Here is a 16,285-nt window from a genome sequence, read left to right as displayed (position 1 = left end):
AGAAGAAAAAGACAATAGAAGTAAAAGACAACAGAAGAAAAATACAGCGGAACAGATAAAAATATTGTCCCGCTGTATGGATTATAAATCTAAGATTTCCCCGTCGTCCGGCACATATAAGTTACCGTGGTAGTATTCTCTGCCCTCTGCTGTGTAAAGCCGTTTTCTGTCAGAGATATTTTTATCCTCTGTGTGCCACAGCACCAGATTAGGAATATGCATGGACTCCGCCAGCTCACAGGCTTCCTTTACTGTGCTGTGATGCTTTTCATAGGGTTGGAACTTATCTCTGTCCCCGTAAAGGCAAAATGCCTCGTGAAGCAGCCAGCAGCTTCCCTCCACATACTGAAAGCAGTCAGGATTATAAGGCTCGTCCCCTGCGCAGGTCAGCTTTTTGCCGTTTCTGAGAACAGTAGTAAATCCGTACTGTTTTGCTTTGGTGGAAAGAATATCAAAAAATGTAATGTCATAATCCAAAATATGACAGGTCTCCCCGTCTTTTACCGGAATCAGATGAATGCGCTCTCCAATCATTTTGAAAAACTTGCCCTGAACAGTTAAACGGCAGATCGTTGTAATTGTATCTACTAAATCTTCGTGGCAGTAAATATTTAAATCGCCTTCATAAGTGCCCTTTTTCATTCTTGTGGCAATTACACGGATCAGCCAGACAATACCTAAAATGTGATCTGTGTGCTCATGGGTAATAAAAATATGATGAATTCTGGCAGTATCTATTTTCATATCTTCCAAAATTTTTAAAATACCATTGCCGCCTCCTGTATCAACCAGAAAATAATCTTCCTCGTCTTTAATGGCAAAGCAGGTATTATAACAGTGCGTCGCTGTGGCGTAGCCTGTGCCCAACACGTAAAGCTGTTCCATTTTACTTCCTCCCAGTGTATAAATTGTAAAACTTTCCATTTGCAGGAAAGTGTGCTATGATGAACCCATGGTACTATATTTTCTGCAGAAATGCAACTTAAAAAACAGTAAAAGGGGTTTGTTTTAAAGGAGAAGTATTATGAGGGATTTAGCGTATTTGAAGCTGCTTGCAAGGGAGTTTCCAAGTGTGAAAATGGCTTCCAGTGAGATCATTAACCTGACGGCCATTCTGGGGCTGCCTAAGGGGACGGAGTATTTTTTCAGTGATCTCCACGGAGAATATGAGGCGTTTGTCCATCTTTTAAGAAGCGCTTCCGGAATTATCCGTGAAAAGATTAACGATACCTTTGGCCACATTATTTCTGAAGATGAGCAGATGGAGCTGGCTAATCTGATTTATTATCCAGAAAGATTTCTAAGTAAGTATACACATCAAGGCAAGGCAACAGATGAATGGAAGAAAATTATCATTTATCGGCTGGTGCAGATTTGCCGTCTGGTTTCTTCCAAATATACACGTTCCAAGGTCCGAAAAAAAATGCCTAAAGAGTTCGCATATATTATTGACGAGCTGCTTCATGTAGATTACAGGGATTATAATAAAGACGTTTACTACAGCGAAATTATTCATTCTATGATAGAAATAGATGCTGCGGACAAGTTTATTGTAGCTTTATGCCACCTGATTCAGAACCTGACCATTGACAGCCTGCATATTATAGGGGATATTTTCGACAGAGGCCCCAGGGCAGATATTATTATGAAGGAGCTGATGAATTTTCACGACGTGGATATTCAGTGGGGCAATCACGATATCTCCTGGATGGGCGCTGCCACAGGAAATCCTGCCTGTATCTGCAATGTGCTGAGAATTGCTATCAGCTACAACAGCTTTGACGTGCTGGAGGACGGGTACGGCATTAACCTAAGGCCTCTTTCCATGTTTGCAGCCCATGTATACAGAGACGATCCCTGTGAAAAATTTTCCCCTAAAATTCTGGATGAAAATATATACGACGCAGTGGACCCAGGACTGGCTGCGAAAATGCACAAGGCTATTGCCATGATCCAGTTTAAAGTAGAAGGCCAGATTATTAAGCGCCATCCGGAGTATAAAATGGAGGACCGTCTGCTTTTAGAGGCAGTGGATTATGAGAGGGGAACTGTAACATTAGAGGGGAAAACATACGCTCTCACAGATAAAGCTTTTCCTACTGTGGATCCTAAGAATCCTTTGAAACTGACAAAGGAAGAGGAAGAGCTTATGCACACCTTAGTTGTTTCTTTCCGCCACAGCGAGCTGCTGCACCGCCATATTAATTTCCTTTACACCCACGGCAGCTTATATAAATGTTACAACTCCAATCTTTTATATCACGGCTGCATTCCTATGAAGGAGGATGGAAGCTTTGAGGAAATGATGTTTGACGGCAAAGCGCAGTATGGAAAAAGCCTGATGGACTGTATTGAAAAACAGATTAAAAAAGCATATTTTCTGCCTGACGGCGACAAAGAGAAAGAGGATGCCGGCGACTTTATGTGGTATTTGTGGTGCGGCGCTAAGTCGCCTGTGTTTGGAAAAGACAGAATGGCCACCTTTGAACATTATTTTATTGCAGACAAGTCTACTCATAAGGAGAATATGAACCCGTATTACCGCCTTAGCGTAGAAGAAAAATACTGCGGTCAGATTCTGGAGGAATTCGGCCTGTCCAGAGAAGGGTCCCATATTATTAACGGCCATGTGCCTGTAAAAATAAAGGATGGGGAAAAACCAGTAAAAGCCGGAGGAAAGCTGTATATTATAGACGGAGGTCTTTCTAAAGCTTATCAGAGTAAAACGGGAATCGCAGGATATACTTTAATATATAATTCTAATCATCTGGCCCTGGCGGAGCACAAGCCTTTTATGCCTAATAAAGAAAATACGCCAAAGGTTTATATCACAGAAAAAATGGCCAACAGAATCAGAGTGGCTGACACTGACCTGGGGAAGGACATTGCAGAAAGAATCAGTGATCTGAAAGAACTGGTAGCCGCTTACAGGGCCGGAGTTATAAAAGAACTGGTGTAAATAAGGGAATAATATTCAGAAAAACTTAATGGATAATTGTAGCAGGCTGTGATATTATAAATTTATTGTGTTGAAAAAAGGCTTAATATGCAGCCTGCATAATTCATAAAGGAGATTTGAATGAGTAAAGAGGAATTTCTGCAGACCTTGAGGGAGGCCCTGGCAGGAGAAGTGCCCGAAGGACTGATACAGGAAAATGTACAGTATTATGACCAATATATTACAGCTGAGATGAGAAAGGGAAGAACGGCCCAGAATATTATAGAAGAGCTGGGCGGCCCCAGAATTATTGCCAAAACAATTATCGATGCCTCAGAAGCTGCCGGACAGACCTTTGAGAGAAGAGGTCCGGAAGGCGATGTGTATGGAGGAGGTTCTGCTGAGTATTCAGAAAGCAGAAGAGAGACTCATAGTGACAACACATTTCATGTATATAATTTAAATAAATGGTACTGGAAATTAGCCGGGGCTTTGATTCTGATTCTTGTTGTAATGTTAGTGATTGCCGTGGTGGGAGGCGTATTTTCTCTGCTGCTGTCTCCTATTGGCTTAATTCTGATTATTGTCTGGCTTTTATGGAGAAACCGCCGGTGAAGATAAAAGGAAAGAAAAGTAGAGTAAGGAGTTAAAGTGTAATGGCCAAGTCTGTTAATAAAAAAGAGGATATAAGAAACGCCGGCAGTCATATGATGGCCAAAATAATGGAAGTGACGGCAGTGCTTTTGCTGTTTGTATACCCTCTTTTTGTGCAAGATTATTATTTTGATATTTTAAGAGCAAAATACCGCTTCTATTGGGTTGTGATAGTAGCCGCAGGAGCTCTCTGCCTGGCAGCGGGGCTGATTTTTATGTTTATTGATAAGGTGGAGGTAAAGGGAGAAAATACGAAGAACTTTTTTTCTGCCTTTGCGCCTAAAAACTGGAAAAATACATTTCATGTTTATGATATTGCCCTCCTTGCTTTTATGCTGTCAGCAGTGATCTCCTCCGTACAATCTGAGTATTTATACGAGTCAGTGTGGGGAAATGAGGGCCGTTATTCAGGCTCATTTCTGCTGTGCATCTACGGGCTCAGCTTCTTTTTAATCAGCCGTTTTCTGGAATTTAAAAAATGGTATCTGGATATTTTCCTGGCAGCAGGAAATTTGGCATGTATATTTGGAATTACAGATTATTTCCGCCTGGATATTCTTCACTTTAAGACGAGAGTGAATCCAGATCAGTGGGATATATTTACGTCCACCTTTGGAAATATTAATACTTACACTGCTTTTGTGGCCCTGATTCTAGGCGTGTCCGCAGTGCTTTTTGTATCAGCCAGAACAAAGAAAGGCCTGATTTGGTATTACATCAGCGTAGCTATTGCTATTGCCGGAGGAATTACAGGCATCAGCGATAACTTCTATATTGCTATGGCTGTTGTCTTTGGATTTCTGCCGTTTTATGCTTTTAACAGCAAAAAGGGAATAAAAAGATATGTGGTGCTTTTGGCTACTACATTAACCATTATCCGTGTGCTGGGAATTCTGGATGTTACAATGAAGGGGATTGAGTATGGGCAGGTTATTGGTTTAGACAGTCTGGCAAAATATGTAGGTCATTTTAAGGGCACTACATTTTTAGCTGCCGCTCTCTGGATTGCTGCCGCAGCCGCTCATTACATGGAGTCAAAAAAAGTAGATATTAAAAAGCTGCTTTCTGGTTCCAGCGAGATTGTAATAGGAGAAGGGCAGGACGCAGTGGGAAAGCTTCCAAAGAGAATTTGGGCCGGCGTAGTAGTAGCTGCAGTGGCGGCTATGACAATTATAGTCTGTGACGCCAACTTTTGGGGTCATCAGGAAAGATACGGCGCCATGGCCAACTATCTGATTTTTGATGATGATTGGGGGACAGCCAGAGGGTATGCCTGGAGGTATGCTATGGAGCTTTATAATCAGCAGCCGTTTCTTCATAAGATATTTGGGTACGGAGCTGATACCTTTGGAATTATGGCAGTAAATTATACTGGAGAAACAGCGAATAAAATGTACGAAACATACAATAGGATTTACGACAGCGTACACAACGCATATCTTCAGTATTTAGTTACCATAGGAGCGGCAGGGTTAATTACTTACCTGGTATTTTTAATTTCCTCAGGCGTCTGTATGATTAAAAAGGCCTGGAAAAATCCGTGGGTTACAGCCTGCTTTTTTGGGTGCGCTTCCTACGCGGGACAGGCGATTGTAAATATTGACCTGCCGGCGGTTACACCGGCTTTCTGGACTCTGCTGGCAGTGGGAATTGCATTTACAGGACAGCAGGAGAAAGGGAATATTAGCCGGAATTAACAATTTCTTAAAACATTTCTAATATTTTTCGGGACTGATAGAATGTACTTATCAGTCCTTTTGTGTTATACTAGGAAGGAATTTTTATCTTTTTAAATTTGGGAGGAAAAGATAAGGCGAAGGCTATCCCCAGGGATAGATGATGACAGGACAGGAATGAGTATTATGAGAATTGACGAGAAATATAAAAGGCTGATTAAATTGTTATTTTCTACCATTTTGCTTAGTATGGTCGTGGCAATTTACAGCTTTGTCTGGACAGGCTATTATAACCGAATAATAGAAAATCCTTTCTTTCGCCGGGGCAACTGGATGATGATTTTTCTTTACGGAGTGCTCCTGGTATTTTTTATGCAGCTTTACGGAGGCTTTAAGGTAGGATATTTAAGAAAAGGAAACTTAATATATTCTCAGCTTCTTTCAGTGGCATTGGTAAATATTTTCACATATCTTCAGATCGCTGTGCTGGACAAACATTTTTTTAGTATTGTTCCAATGGCGGTTATGACAGTGTTTGATTTTTTTGTGATTATTATTTGGACCTTAGTTTTTCAGCTTTTTTACCAGTGGATATTTCCGCCTAGAAGGATGCTGCTTATAGCGGGCAACAGATCAGATTATCATTTGCTCCAGAAGATGAACAGCAGAGAAGATAAGTATGAAATTAAAGATTTAATCAGCTATAAAAAGGGGCTGAATCTGATTTTTAAAAAGGTCCATAATTTCGACGGAGTAATTTTAGGGGATATGCCGTCACATGAAAGGAATCAAATTTTAAAATATTGTTTTTCTCATAATATTCGCACCTACAGCGTACCTAAAATATCTGATATTTTAATGAGAAGTTCTTCTGAATTAACTCTTTTTGACACCCCGATGCTGCTTTCCAGAAATGATGGCTTAACCATTGAACAGGAATTTTGCAAAAGGACAATGGATGTAGTATTGTCATTAATAGGGGCGATTATAACGCTGCCTTTTTTCCTGGTTATCGCTATTTGCATTAAGGCCACAGACGGCGGCCCTGTTTTTTATAAACAGACCAGGCTGACAAAGGATGGGAAAGAGTTTGAGATTATTAAGTTCCGCACTATGATTCAGGACGCGGAAAAACAGTCAGGCGCCAGACTGGCTTCCGAGGGGGACGACAGGATTCTGCCTGTGGGCAAGCTGCTGCGCCGCCTGAGACTGGACGAGCTGCCTCAAATTTATAACATTTTAAAAGGGGAAATGTCCTTAGTAGGCCCCAGGCCGGAACGGCCGGAACTGGCGGCGGAAATCGAAAAAGAAATTCCTGAATTTGCTTATAGGCTGAAGGTAAAGGCCGGTCTCACCGGATACGCCCAGGTTTATGGAAAGTATAATACAACATTTTATGATAAACTGAAGCAGGATTTGGTTTATATTAGGAATTATTCGGTGTGGTTAGATTTAAAACTTATGATAATGACTCCTAAAATTATGTTTATGAAAGAGAGCACAGAGGGGGTACAAAAATGAAAAAGGCGCTTCTAGTTACAACTGTAAGTGGTTTTGTACCTCAGTTTGAAATGGGAAATGTAAAGATTTTACAGGATATGGGTTATGAAGTTCATTATGCTGCAAACTTTCATACACCTTCTTATGGAAATGATAATAAAAGATTAGATCATACTGGCATTATTCAACATCAAGTGGATTTTGTCAGAAGCCCGTATAAGGTGAAGGAAAACTGGAGGGCTTATAAACAGTTAAAGAGAGTTATGCATGAGGGGAAATATGATTTGGTACATTGCCACACACCTATGGGAGGCGTGCTGGCTCGTTTGGCAGCGCATAGGACCTTTACCAGCCCTGTAATATATACAGCGCATGGCTTCCATTTTTATCAAGGGGCGCCTAAGAAAAACTGGTTATTATATTACCCTATGGAAAAGTTTTTATCACGATATACATTTCAGCAAATTTGTATTAATAAAGAAGACTACAAAATAGCTAAAACTAAATTTCAGGCGGCATATGTAAATTATATTCCTGGAGTTGGCATTGATTTGAATAAGATTGATTCTGTAAATATAAATATACAGGATAAAAAGAAAGTTTTGGGATTGCCAGAAAACAAAAAAATATTATTATCTGTTGGAGAATTAATAAAAAGAAAAAACCATGAGACAGTAATAAAAGCATTAGCTTTATTAAATGATAGCTCAATTGTTTATGTGATTTGTGGGCAGGGAGAATTAGAAGGATATTTGAAAAATCTATGCAAGGAATTGAAGGTAGATGAACAAGTCTATTTTCTTGGATACAGGGAAGATATTTTAGAAATATATAGAATAGCAGATGCTTTTGTATTTCCGTCTTGGCAAGAAGGCCTGCCTTTTGCTTTACTTGAGGCTATGGCCAGCAGCTTGCCGGTTATTTGTTCTGATATTCGGGGTAACAGAGATTTAGTAAAAGATCAGGAGTTTGTTATTAAAACTAATAAGCCTGAAGAGTACTGTCTGGCAATCAGGAATATTTTTGGAAGAGATTTGAAATATTCAGGAGTGAAGGAGAAGAATTGGTTGATTGCAAGAGAATTTGGAAAAGAAAAGGTGGAGAAAATTATGAGAAAAATATATGAAAGGGCTATAAAAGCATAGCTGGGAGGAAATATGCCGAAGATATCAGTAATTATGGGAATTTATAATGGCGCTGATACAATGGATGCAGCTATTGAATCAATCTTCAACCAAACCTTTAAAGATTGGGAATTAATTATATGTGATGATTGCTCCACAGATAAAACTTTGGAAAAAGCTGAAATGTGGAAACAAAAGGATGAGAGAATTAAGGTCATTAAAAATTCAGTTAATATGGGATTAGCAGCTACATTAAATCATTGTTTTTCCTGTGCGCAAGGAAAGTTTATTGCGCGAATGGATGATGATGACATTAGCTATCCGAACAGGTTTGAAGAACAGGTGAATTTTTTACAACAGCATAAAGAATATGGATTTGTTTCCAGTATTGTAGATTGTTTTGACGGAACAGTAATTGTAAGAAATCGGTTTTTAAGAAAAGCTGAACCTGAAAAAAAAGATTTTTTATCAGGAACTCAGTTTGTCCATCCAGCTACTATGTTTCGGAGAGAAAGCTTGGAAAAAGTTCAGGGCTACAGAGAAGGAAGAGTTACAAGAAGAACCGAGGATTATGATTTATTTATGCGTCTTTATGCAGTAGGAATTGTAGGATATAATATTCAACAACCATTATTGAGGTATACAGTTAATGTTGATGCAATGGCAAAGAAAAGTTTGTATCGCTATCGAATTGATGAGACAAGAGTAAGATATAAGGGATTTAAAATGTTAGGATTGCTGCCAAAGGGGCTTCCCTATGTTATACGGCCATTAATTGTAGGATTGATTCCAAAAAAAATAATATGGAAAATGTTTTATAAGTAAAATAATATGAAAAAATATGATTATGCAGAGAGATATTTAAATGTTTTAAAAAAAGTAAAAAGCCCTCTTTGGGATATATCATTAAAAATGAACCAAGAAAATCCAACATTTTCTCCTATAGAAAATGTGATGGCCCAGGTAGGAGGACCTGTTATTTACCTATATATTTTATGGGTGCTAAAAGAGGCTGAAAAAAAGCATATAAAAAGATTGTATTTCCTTGCCAGAGATGGTCAGATCTTTTATGAGGTAGCAAAGATTATTTGTGAACACAGAAACATTGATATAGACTGCCGTTATTTATATTGCTCCAGATTGGCTTGGCGTGTCCCCCAATATTTTTTAATGAAGGAAAGCTGCTTAGATTATATATGCCAAAGAAGTATGAATCTAAGCATTCAGAAAATATTTGACAGAACCTTATTAGATGATAGGCAGGTTAATGATCTATGTATTAAATTGGGGATTGATAAAAGCAATATGCACAGGGTATTAAACCATGATGAACTGGCGCCACTTAGAAATAGGCTCTATAATTCAGCAGAGTTTTTGGAAGCAGTATATTCCAAATCCGAAGAAATGTTTGATTCTACTATTAAGTATATGGAGCAGGAAGGTCTATTGGATGAGATTAAATTTGCACTGGTGGACACAGGGTGGGTTGGCAGTATGGAAAAAAGTTTAGGAGAGCTGCTGTCATATAAAAAGAAAAAACCAAAGTCAATTGTGGGCTTTTATTTTGGAATGTTTCAAGAACCTAAAGATACATGCCATGAGTATCAATCATTTTTATTTTCCGCCAATAAAGGCTTGTGGAGGAAAACTGTATTTAATAATAACCTTTTAGAGTGCATGTGTGGCGCTTCCCATGGTATGACAGTTGGTTATAAGGAAATTGATGGAAAATGGGAACCAGTATTCTCCAGTGAGAAAAACTTAAATAGTGTTAACTGGAATGTAAATAGAAATCACAGGATAATTTGCAAATATGCAGAATATGCTTGTGCCCAGGATAAAAACATAAATATTTCTTATTCAGATAGTATAAAGCTTGTAAGTAAACTAGCGGAAATTTTTATGATGAGACCAACGAAAGAGGAAGCAGATCAATACGGAAGATATTTGTTTTCAGACGATATGACTGAAAATGGAGTAATTGAATTAGCTCCTAAATTAAGTAAAGGGGACATATTTGGCGAGGATTTTATACCTAAGGTTTGGAAGCGGATTTTTGTAAAAGATACAATAAAACGTCAAACGAAATCCTATTGGATTGAGGGAAGTATTGTTAGAAGCAATATAGGTCTTAAAAGTTGGCATAGATTTAATAACTTTTTATGGCACTTGCTGCAATATGGTATTTATAATTAACAAAATTAATAAATAGGAGTTACAAAATGGAATTATTAAAAAATAGATTAATTGGGCTATATAAATACAAAGATTTGTGGGAGCAATTAGTTATAAGAGATTTAAAGCTGAAATACCGAAGAAGCTTCCTTGGTTATGTATGGAGTGTATTGAATCCTTTAATGATTATGATTGTTATGACAATTGTTTTTTCTACAATGTTTCAGAGAGATATAGAAAACTTTCCTGTTTATTTGCTTACAGGACGAGCTATGTTTGATTTTATGACAATCTCTACAAATAAATCAATGAATTCAATTATAGGCAATGCTGCTTTAATAAAAAAGACATATGTTCCTAAGTATATATTTACCTTGTCTACAGTGACAAGTGCTTTGGTAGATTTTATTTTTTCCCTAGGAGCATTGGTCTTGGTTATGATTGTGACTAGAGCTAAATTTACTATTTATTTTTTCTTATTTCCTTTAGTTGCAATACAATTATACATTTTTTGTCTAGGATTAGGTTTATTCCTGGCTCAGGCAAACGTATTTTTCAGGGATATTCAGTACATTTATAGTGTGGTTACAACTGCATGGTTATACTTAACGCCAATTTTTTATCCGGTTGATATGCTGTCACCTAAGATCCAGTTTTTAGTTAAGGCCTTTAATCCGTTATATTATTATATTGGCCAATTCAGAGACTTGGTGTATTATGGTCGAATGCCTGGATACAGAGTGTTAGCTGGCGGCTGGATTATTGCTTTTGTCATGCTGTTTATAGGATTAAAATGTTTTGCAAAAAATCAAACTAAATTTATTCTCTACATTTAAGGTGAACAAATGGAAAATTATATTATAGACGTAGATAATGTAACTGTAAGGTTTAATTTAGCTTCAGAAAAGGTTGATAATTTAAAAGAATATATAATTAAATTAGTGAAAAAAGAGTTAATGTTTCAAGAGTTTCTAGCTCTAAAAAATGTAAATTTAAAAATAAAGGCTGGAGAGTCCTGGGGATTAATTGGAACAAATGGATCAGGAAAATCCACTCTCTTAAAAGCCATCAGCGGTATTATTAAACCATATCAGGGAAATATTACTGTAAAGGGAGAAATTGCGCCGCTGTTAGAATTAGGAGCAGGATTTGATCAAAATTTAACTGCAAGAGAAAATATTTATTTAAACGGTACTGTTTTAGGCCACAGCAAAAAGTATATGACTGAACATTTCCAGGAGATCGTAGATTTCGCTGACCTGGAGAACTTTTTGGATTCCCCTATAAAGAATTATTCTTCTGGTATGAAAGCTAGACTGGGGTTTGCAGTTGCAACAATGGTTAAGCCGGAGATATTGATTGTAGATGAAATTTTAGCAGTAGGAGATATTGCATTCAGAAAAAAGTGTGAAAAACGTATGCAGGATATGATGGGCGGTGGAACAACATTATTATATGTTTCTCATTCCATTGATTCAGTTAAAGAATTGTGTACTCATGCCCTGTGGCTGGATAAGGGTGATGTTATAATGTCCGGAGAAGTAAATAAAGTATGTGATGCGTATCTAAAGAAAGTAATAAAATAGCAGGTGATAAAGTGTTAAAAAGTTCGTTAAGGTATTGGCTATTAGAAAGAGACGAGAGCATAAAAGAGCAGTATCAGGAATATTTAAGAGAAAATAATGTTTCAGGCATGACAGGAAAGCTAAAAAAAGGTGTGAAACTGCTGCAGTTAAATGCCAGTTTAAAGAAAAATATGGAGCAGCCAGAAAAACCACATTTTTCAGTGCCAGTTGATGAATTATTGGAACGTTTGAAGCCATATGATATTATTTCGTTTGATGTATTTGATACACTGATTTTCCGCCGCCTGAGCAGACCCACAGATGTATTTATCTATATGGAGGCTAAATATCATTTTTATAATTTTTCTGAAATTAGAATAAAGGCGGAAAAGAAAGCTAGAGAAAAATCAAGAGGGGAAGAAATCACTATTTCTGATATTTATAAAATATTAGAAGTGGAATGTTCCATTGATCCTCAGGAGTGGATAGAAAAAGAGATTGAATGTGAAAAGGAAGTTTGCTTTGCTAATCCGTATATGCTAAAGGTTTTTCAAGAACTGACCAAGATGGGAAAAAAGATGATTGCAGTCTCGGATATGTATTTGTCTCGGAAAACCATTGAGGAGATATTAAGAAATTCAGGATATGAGGGCTTTGATAAAATTTTCGTTTCATGTGAAGAAAAAGCAGGAAAATGGGATGAAAAAATCTTTGGTATAGTTAACAGTTGTTACCGGGGGAAAAAGATTCTCCATATAGGCGATAATATGAATTCAGATGTTTCTTTGCCTAAAAAAGCAGGGTGGGAGACGATTTATTATCCAAATGTTGCAAGTATAAAGAAAAGGCCCGGTTTAGGAGAGATGTCAGTATTGACAAAGTCTATTTACGAGGCTATTCTTAATACGTATCTATATAATGGTCTGAATCAGTATGACCAATACTTTAAGTTTGGCTTTGAGAATGGTGGAATTATTGCTGTAGGATACTGCCAGTGGCTGAAGAAGATAGCAGAAGAAAATCATATAGATAAGCTTTTGTTTGTAGCTAGAGATGGCTATATTTTAAAAAAAGTTTATGATGAGTATTTTGCAGGTATTCCAACAGAGTATGTATTATTTTCCAGATTTAATGCCCAACAGGTAATGTTTGACAGATATACCAGCAGTTATATTGATCAAACTATCTTGCCAAGAGCGTATAAAAAGGATAAAATGTCTATAGGCCAAGCTTTGAGAGAAATTGACCTAGATCTACTGATTCCAAAATTGGGGGAGGCGGGAATTAAGGAAGACGAATTGTTGGTGCCAGATAAGGTGGACAAGGTAGCATCCTTTATTTATCAAAATAAGGATGCCATTTCAGCTTATTTCTCACAAACTCAGAACGCCACATTTGATTATTACAAACCTATTGTAGAGGGGTGTAAAAAGGTATTAGTGGTAGACCTGGGATGGAATGGCACATGCGGAATTGCCCTTAAATATCTGCTGGAAGAAAAAAAGAAGCTGGATATTACTGTGTGCAGCGCTCTTGTGGGGGCTAAAGACGGCCAGGAACCTACGGTCCGCATGGCAAATGGAGATTTATTTGTCTATGGATTTGCCAGAAATATGAATTATGATTTACAGAAAAATCATATGGGGAAAGATGTGGATTATCACAATTTGCTTATGGAGATATTATTCACAGCTCCAGAGCCTAGTTTTTTGAAGTTTGGGTATAAAATTGAGAGTAAAACTAAACTAATATATTTGCCTTCATCACCAGAGCATTCTTATACTACTAATCAAATTCATCAGGGAATCCAAATTTTCGCAAAATACCAATTAAAAATTTTACACCAGTTGAAATTATCCCAGATTTTATACTCTCGTGATAGTTTACTACCACTGAATAATTATATGAAAACATATCCAATTTCTGACTTAATTAATCAATGCGACAATAAGACAGTAACAGGAATAATAGTTAAATAAAAACAGGAGGATAAAATGGTATTTGGAAAAATTGAAGAGCTTAACAAATTTTTACCTCGGGAATATTTAGAATCAATCACAAAATTTTTGGAATCGTTATCACCGGATATGGAGGAAGGATATTACTCTATCGTTGATGATAAAGTATTTGCCAGAGTTATGAGTTATGAAACAAAAGATAAAATTAACTGTAAAATAGAAGCCCATAATAAATATATTGATATTCAATCTACATTGTCAGGCGCTGAAGGAATAGATATTTTTCCCCGTGAATTACTTTCTATATCAGAACAATATTCTCCTAAAGATGATGTTGTTTTTTTTGAAACAGCCACAGCTTGTCCATATTCTACGACTACTAATTATCCAGGGTATTTTACAATGCTTTTGCCGCATGAAGCCCATCGACCGCAACAACGTGTTTTAGAATTTTCCAATGTGAAAAAATTTGTAATAAAAATGGAGGTAAATGACTTTGAACCATAATTATAAAATGATTGCAATGATACCTGCTCGCCTCGGATCTAAACGTATTCCTAAAAAGAATATTCGCTATTTAGGAGATAAACCTTTAATCCAATACCCAATTGACCTATGTAATGAAACAAATTCATTTGACAGTATTTGGGTCAATACAGAAAGTGAAGAATTAGGGAAAGCAGCCAAGAAATTAGGTGTTGGCTTTCATAGAAGGCCTGCAGAATTAGCAAATGATACGGCCACTAACAGAGAATTTGTTTATGAGTTTTTACATAAGCATGAATGTGATTATATTGTCATGGTTAATACAACATCTCCTCTGTTGCGCAAAGAAACATTAGAAAAGTTTATTCATTTTATTAATGAAAATGACTATGACACTATAGTTTCAGTTATTTCGGAAAAGGAAGAGACATTTTATAAAGATAAGCCTTTAAATTTTTCATTAAAGGAAAAGATCAATAGTCAATTTCTTACGCCAGTAGAAAAAATTGTTTGGGCAATTACTGCCTGGAAAAAAGAAACATTTATTTCCTTGCAGGACTCAGGTGTGAATCCTGTTTTTGGAGGAAAATTAGGGCGTTTTTGTATTCCTAAAGATGAATCCTGTGATTTAGATACTTTAGAGGATTGGAGAATAGCGGAGGGAGTTTTGACCTCCAGAACAATTAATACAAAGGAAAGGTATATGGACTTATGACAAATTATTTTGCTAATTATATTTCAGACATTAAAGACTATTTGAATAATATGATTGTTACAGATAGAAATAAGACAATTATTGATAATGAGATCGGACTTGAAATGTGGGTTGAGAAGGCAAAAGAAATTAGAGATTCTAAAAAAGGGCGTTTCTTTTTTGCTGGAAATGGGGCAAGTGCGACCATGGCAGAGCATTTATCACATGATTGTTTCCAAAATGCCGATATGGTAACTGTTACATGTGCTGAAACATCACATATTACTGCTATTAGTAATGATATATCTTATGAAGATGTTTTTGCATATAAAATTGGAAAAATGATGGACAATAGGGATATGCTAATTACTATTTCGTCATCTGGCAATTCACCGAATATTGTAAAAGCTATAAAAACTGCCCGCGAGAAAAATATGTTTATTGTAACTATTTCTGGTATGAAAAAAGATAATAAATCCCGCATGAGTGGAGACTTAAACTTTTATGTGCCTGCATTAACATATGGTATGGTTGAATCCTGCCATGCAACATTACTTCATTGCTGGTTAGATCAATTTTTAGATAAATATATGGGAGGTAGACATTAATGAAAGTTGTAGTGGGAGCTTCTTCTTTTGCGTCAAAAAGTGATAAAGCAATCAACCTGCTTTTAGAAAAAGGTGTTGAAGTTGTAAAAAATCCATATGGAAGGAAAATGAATGAAGAAGAAATAATTCAGCATTTAGAAGGCGCTGCTGGGCTTCTTGCTGGTTTAGAGCCACTGAATAAAAATGTTTTTTCCCATTCACCGCAATTAAAAGCTATAGCTCGTATTGGTATTGGAATGGATAATGTTGATATTACAGCAGCTGAAGCTTGTGGCATAAAGGTATCTAATACTCCTGATGGACCGACAGCTGCTGTTTCTGAGATGGTCTTAGGTGTTTTATTAAGTATCGGCCGACAGATTATCCCTGCAAATAATGATATGCACAGAAAAATCTGGAATAAAAGAATAGGCTTTTCTATTAGTGGATTAAAGGTTTTAGTTGTTGGGTATGGACATATAGGTCAGAAAGTATCAGAACTTCTAAAAAGTTTAGGCGCTAATATTCTGATATATGATAAATATCAGCCAGAAATAAATACAGTGCCAACTTTAGAAGATGGTTTACGCATGGCGGATGTAGTTACTCTTCATGCCTCTGGAAAAGAAGAAATTATTACTCAGGCTATGTTTTCAATAATGAAAAAGGGAATTGTAATTCTTAATAGTGCTCGTGGGGGCCTGATCAATGAAGATGGATTATATCACGCCTTAAAAGATGGAACAGTCTCAAATTTCTGGGGTGATGTTTTCTGGGAGGAACCGTATACTGGAAAGTTATCTGAATGCGAAAATGCTATTTTGACGCCTCATATCTCCACGTACAGTAAACAGTGCAGAGAATCTATGGAAACAGAAGCTGTACTAAATTTGATAAAAGATTTAGGAATATAAGATTTGGAGGGAGC

The 16,285-nt window shown here is 36.8% G+C and carries 15 protein-coding genes; 14 read left to right on the top strand and 1 reads right to left on the bottom strand.

From position 1 onward, the window contains the following. Positions 1 to 81: 81 nt before the first annotated feature. Positions 82 to 885, bottom strand: a complete 804-nt coding sequence (locus C1A07_RS06095) for an MBL fold metallo-hydrolase (RefSeq protein ID WP_101876320.1) — start codon at positions 883 to 885, stop codon at positions 82 to 84. A 139-nt stretch (positions 886 to 1,024) separates the two neighbouring features. On the opposite strand from C1A07_RS06095, the gene C1A07_RS06090 reads away from it, so the two are divergent. The 14 genes from C1A07_RS06090 (at position 1,025) to C1A07_RS06025 (ending at position 16,271) form a co-directional block, all read left to right on the top strand. Further along, positions 1,025 to 2,959, top strand: a complete 1,935-nt coding sequence (locus tag C1A07_RS06090) for a fructose-1,6-bisphosphatase (RefSeq protein ID WP_101876319.1) — start codon at positions 1,025 to 1,027, stop codon at positions 2,957 to 2,959. A 120-nt stretch (positions 2,960 to 3,079) separates the two neighbouring features. Continuing rightward, on the top strand, positions 3,080 to 3,553 hold the full coding sequence (locus tag C1A07_RS06085) for a DUF1700 domain-containing protein (RefSeq protein WP_101876318.1): 474 nt from the start codon (positions 3,080 to 3,082) through the stop codon (positions 3,551 to 3,553). A gap of 41 nt (positions 3,554 to 3,594) precedes the next feature. Then, positions 3,595 to 5,289 (top strand): O-antigen ligase family protein, encoded by a 1,695-nt coding sequence (locus C1A07_RS06080; RefSeq protein WP_101876317.1) that lies wholly within the window; start codon positions 3,595 to 3,597, stop codon positions 5,287 to 5,289. Between the two features lie 165 nt (positions 5,290 to 5,454). Further along, positions 5,455 to 6,789, top strand: a complete 1,335-nt coding sequence (locus C1A07_RS06075) for an exopolysaccharide biosynthesis polyprenyl glycosylphosphotransferase (protein WP_101876316.1) — start codon at positions 5,455 to 5,457, stop codon at positions 6,787 to 6,789. Next, positions 6,786 to 7,913, top strand: a complete 1,128-nt coding sequence (locus tag C1A07_RS06070; protein WP_101876315.1) for a glycosyltransferase family 4 protein — start codon at positions 6,786 to 6,788, stop codon at positions 7,911 to 7,913. The genes C1A07_RS06075 and C1A07_RS06070 overlap by 4 nt, the downstream gene beginning before the upstream one ends. Before the next feature lie 12 nt (positions 7,914 to 7,925). Next, entirely contained in the window at positions 7,926 to 8,717 is a 792-nt protein-coding gene (locus C1A07_RS06065) for a glycosyltransferase family 2 protein (protein ID WP_101876314.1), read from the top strand. 6 nt (positions 8,718 to 8,723) lie between these two features. Next, complete coding sequence (locus C1A07_RS06060; RefSeq protein WP_101876313.1) at positions 8,724 to 10,088, top strand: hypothetical protein; 1,365 nt, start codon at positions 8,724 to 8,726, stop codon at positions 10,086 to 10,088. 26 nt (positions 10,089 to 10,114) lie between these two features. Beyond that, entirely contained in the window at positions 10,115 to 10,903 is a 789-nt protein-coding gene (locus tag C1A07_RS06055) for an ABC transporter permease (RefSeq protein WP_101876312.1), read from the top strand. A gap of 9 nt (positions 10,904 to 10,912) precedes the next feature. Then, complete coding sequence (locus tag C1A07_RS06050; RefSeq protein ID WP_101876311.1) at positions 10,913 to 11,653, top strand: ABC transporter ATP-binding protein; 741 nt, start codon at positions 10,913 to 10,915, stop codon at positions 11,651 to 11,653. 170 nt (positions 11,654 to 11,823) lie between these two features. Then, positions 11,824 to 13,611, top strand: coding sequence for an HAD family hydrolase (locus tag C1A07_RS06045; RefSeq protein ID WP_145996040.1), 1,788 nt, complete (start codon positions 11,824 to 11,826; stop codon positions 13,609 to 13,611). 15 nt (positions 13,612 to 13,626) lie between these two features. Then, positions 13,627 to 14,097: a YhcH/YjgK/YiaL family protein gene (locus tag C1A07_RS06040; protein ID WP_101876309.1), complete on the top strand. Its 471-nt coding sequence runs from the start codon at positions 13,627 to 13,629 to the stop codon at positions 14,095 to 14,097. Then, positions 14,087 to 14,791 carry an acylneuraminate cytidylyltransferase family protein gene (locus tag C1A07_RS06035; RefSeq protein WP_180952196.1) on the top strand — a complete coding sequence of 235 codons (705 nt, stop codon included), beginning with the start codon at positions 14,087 to 14,089 and terminating at the stop codon, positions 14,789 to 14,791. Before C1A07_RS06040 ends, C1A07_RS06035 begins: the two co-directional genes overlap by 11 nt. Beyond that, on the top strand, positions 14,788 to 15,378 hold the full coding sequence (locus C1A07_RS06030; protein WP_101876307.1) for an SIS domain-containing protein: 591 nt from the start codon (positions 14,788 to 14,790) through the stop codon (positions 15,376 to 15,378). Before C1A07_RS06035 ends, C1A07_RS06030 begins: the two co-directional genes overlap by 4 nt. Further along, positions 15,378 to 16,271 carry an NAD(P)-dependent oxidoreductase gene (locus tag C1A07_RS06025; RefSeq protein WP_101876306.1) on the top strand — a complete coding sequence of 298 codons (894 nt, stop codon included), beginning with the start codon at positions 15,378 to 15,380 and terminating at the stop codon, positions 16,269 to 16,271. The genes C1A07_RS06030 and C1A07_RS06025 overlap by 1 nt, the downstream gene beginning before the upstream one ends. Positions 16,272 to 16,285: the final 14 nt, after the last annotated feature.

The organism is Lachnoclostridium edouardi (assembly GCF_900240245.1).
Lineage (GTDB): Bacteria > Bacillota > Clostridia > Lachnospirales > Lachnospiraceae > Lachnoclostridium_A > Lachnoclostridium_A edouardi.
Note: the sequence above shows the minus strand (reverse complement) of the source record. Positions and strands in the feature narration are given on the sequence as shown.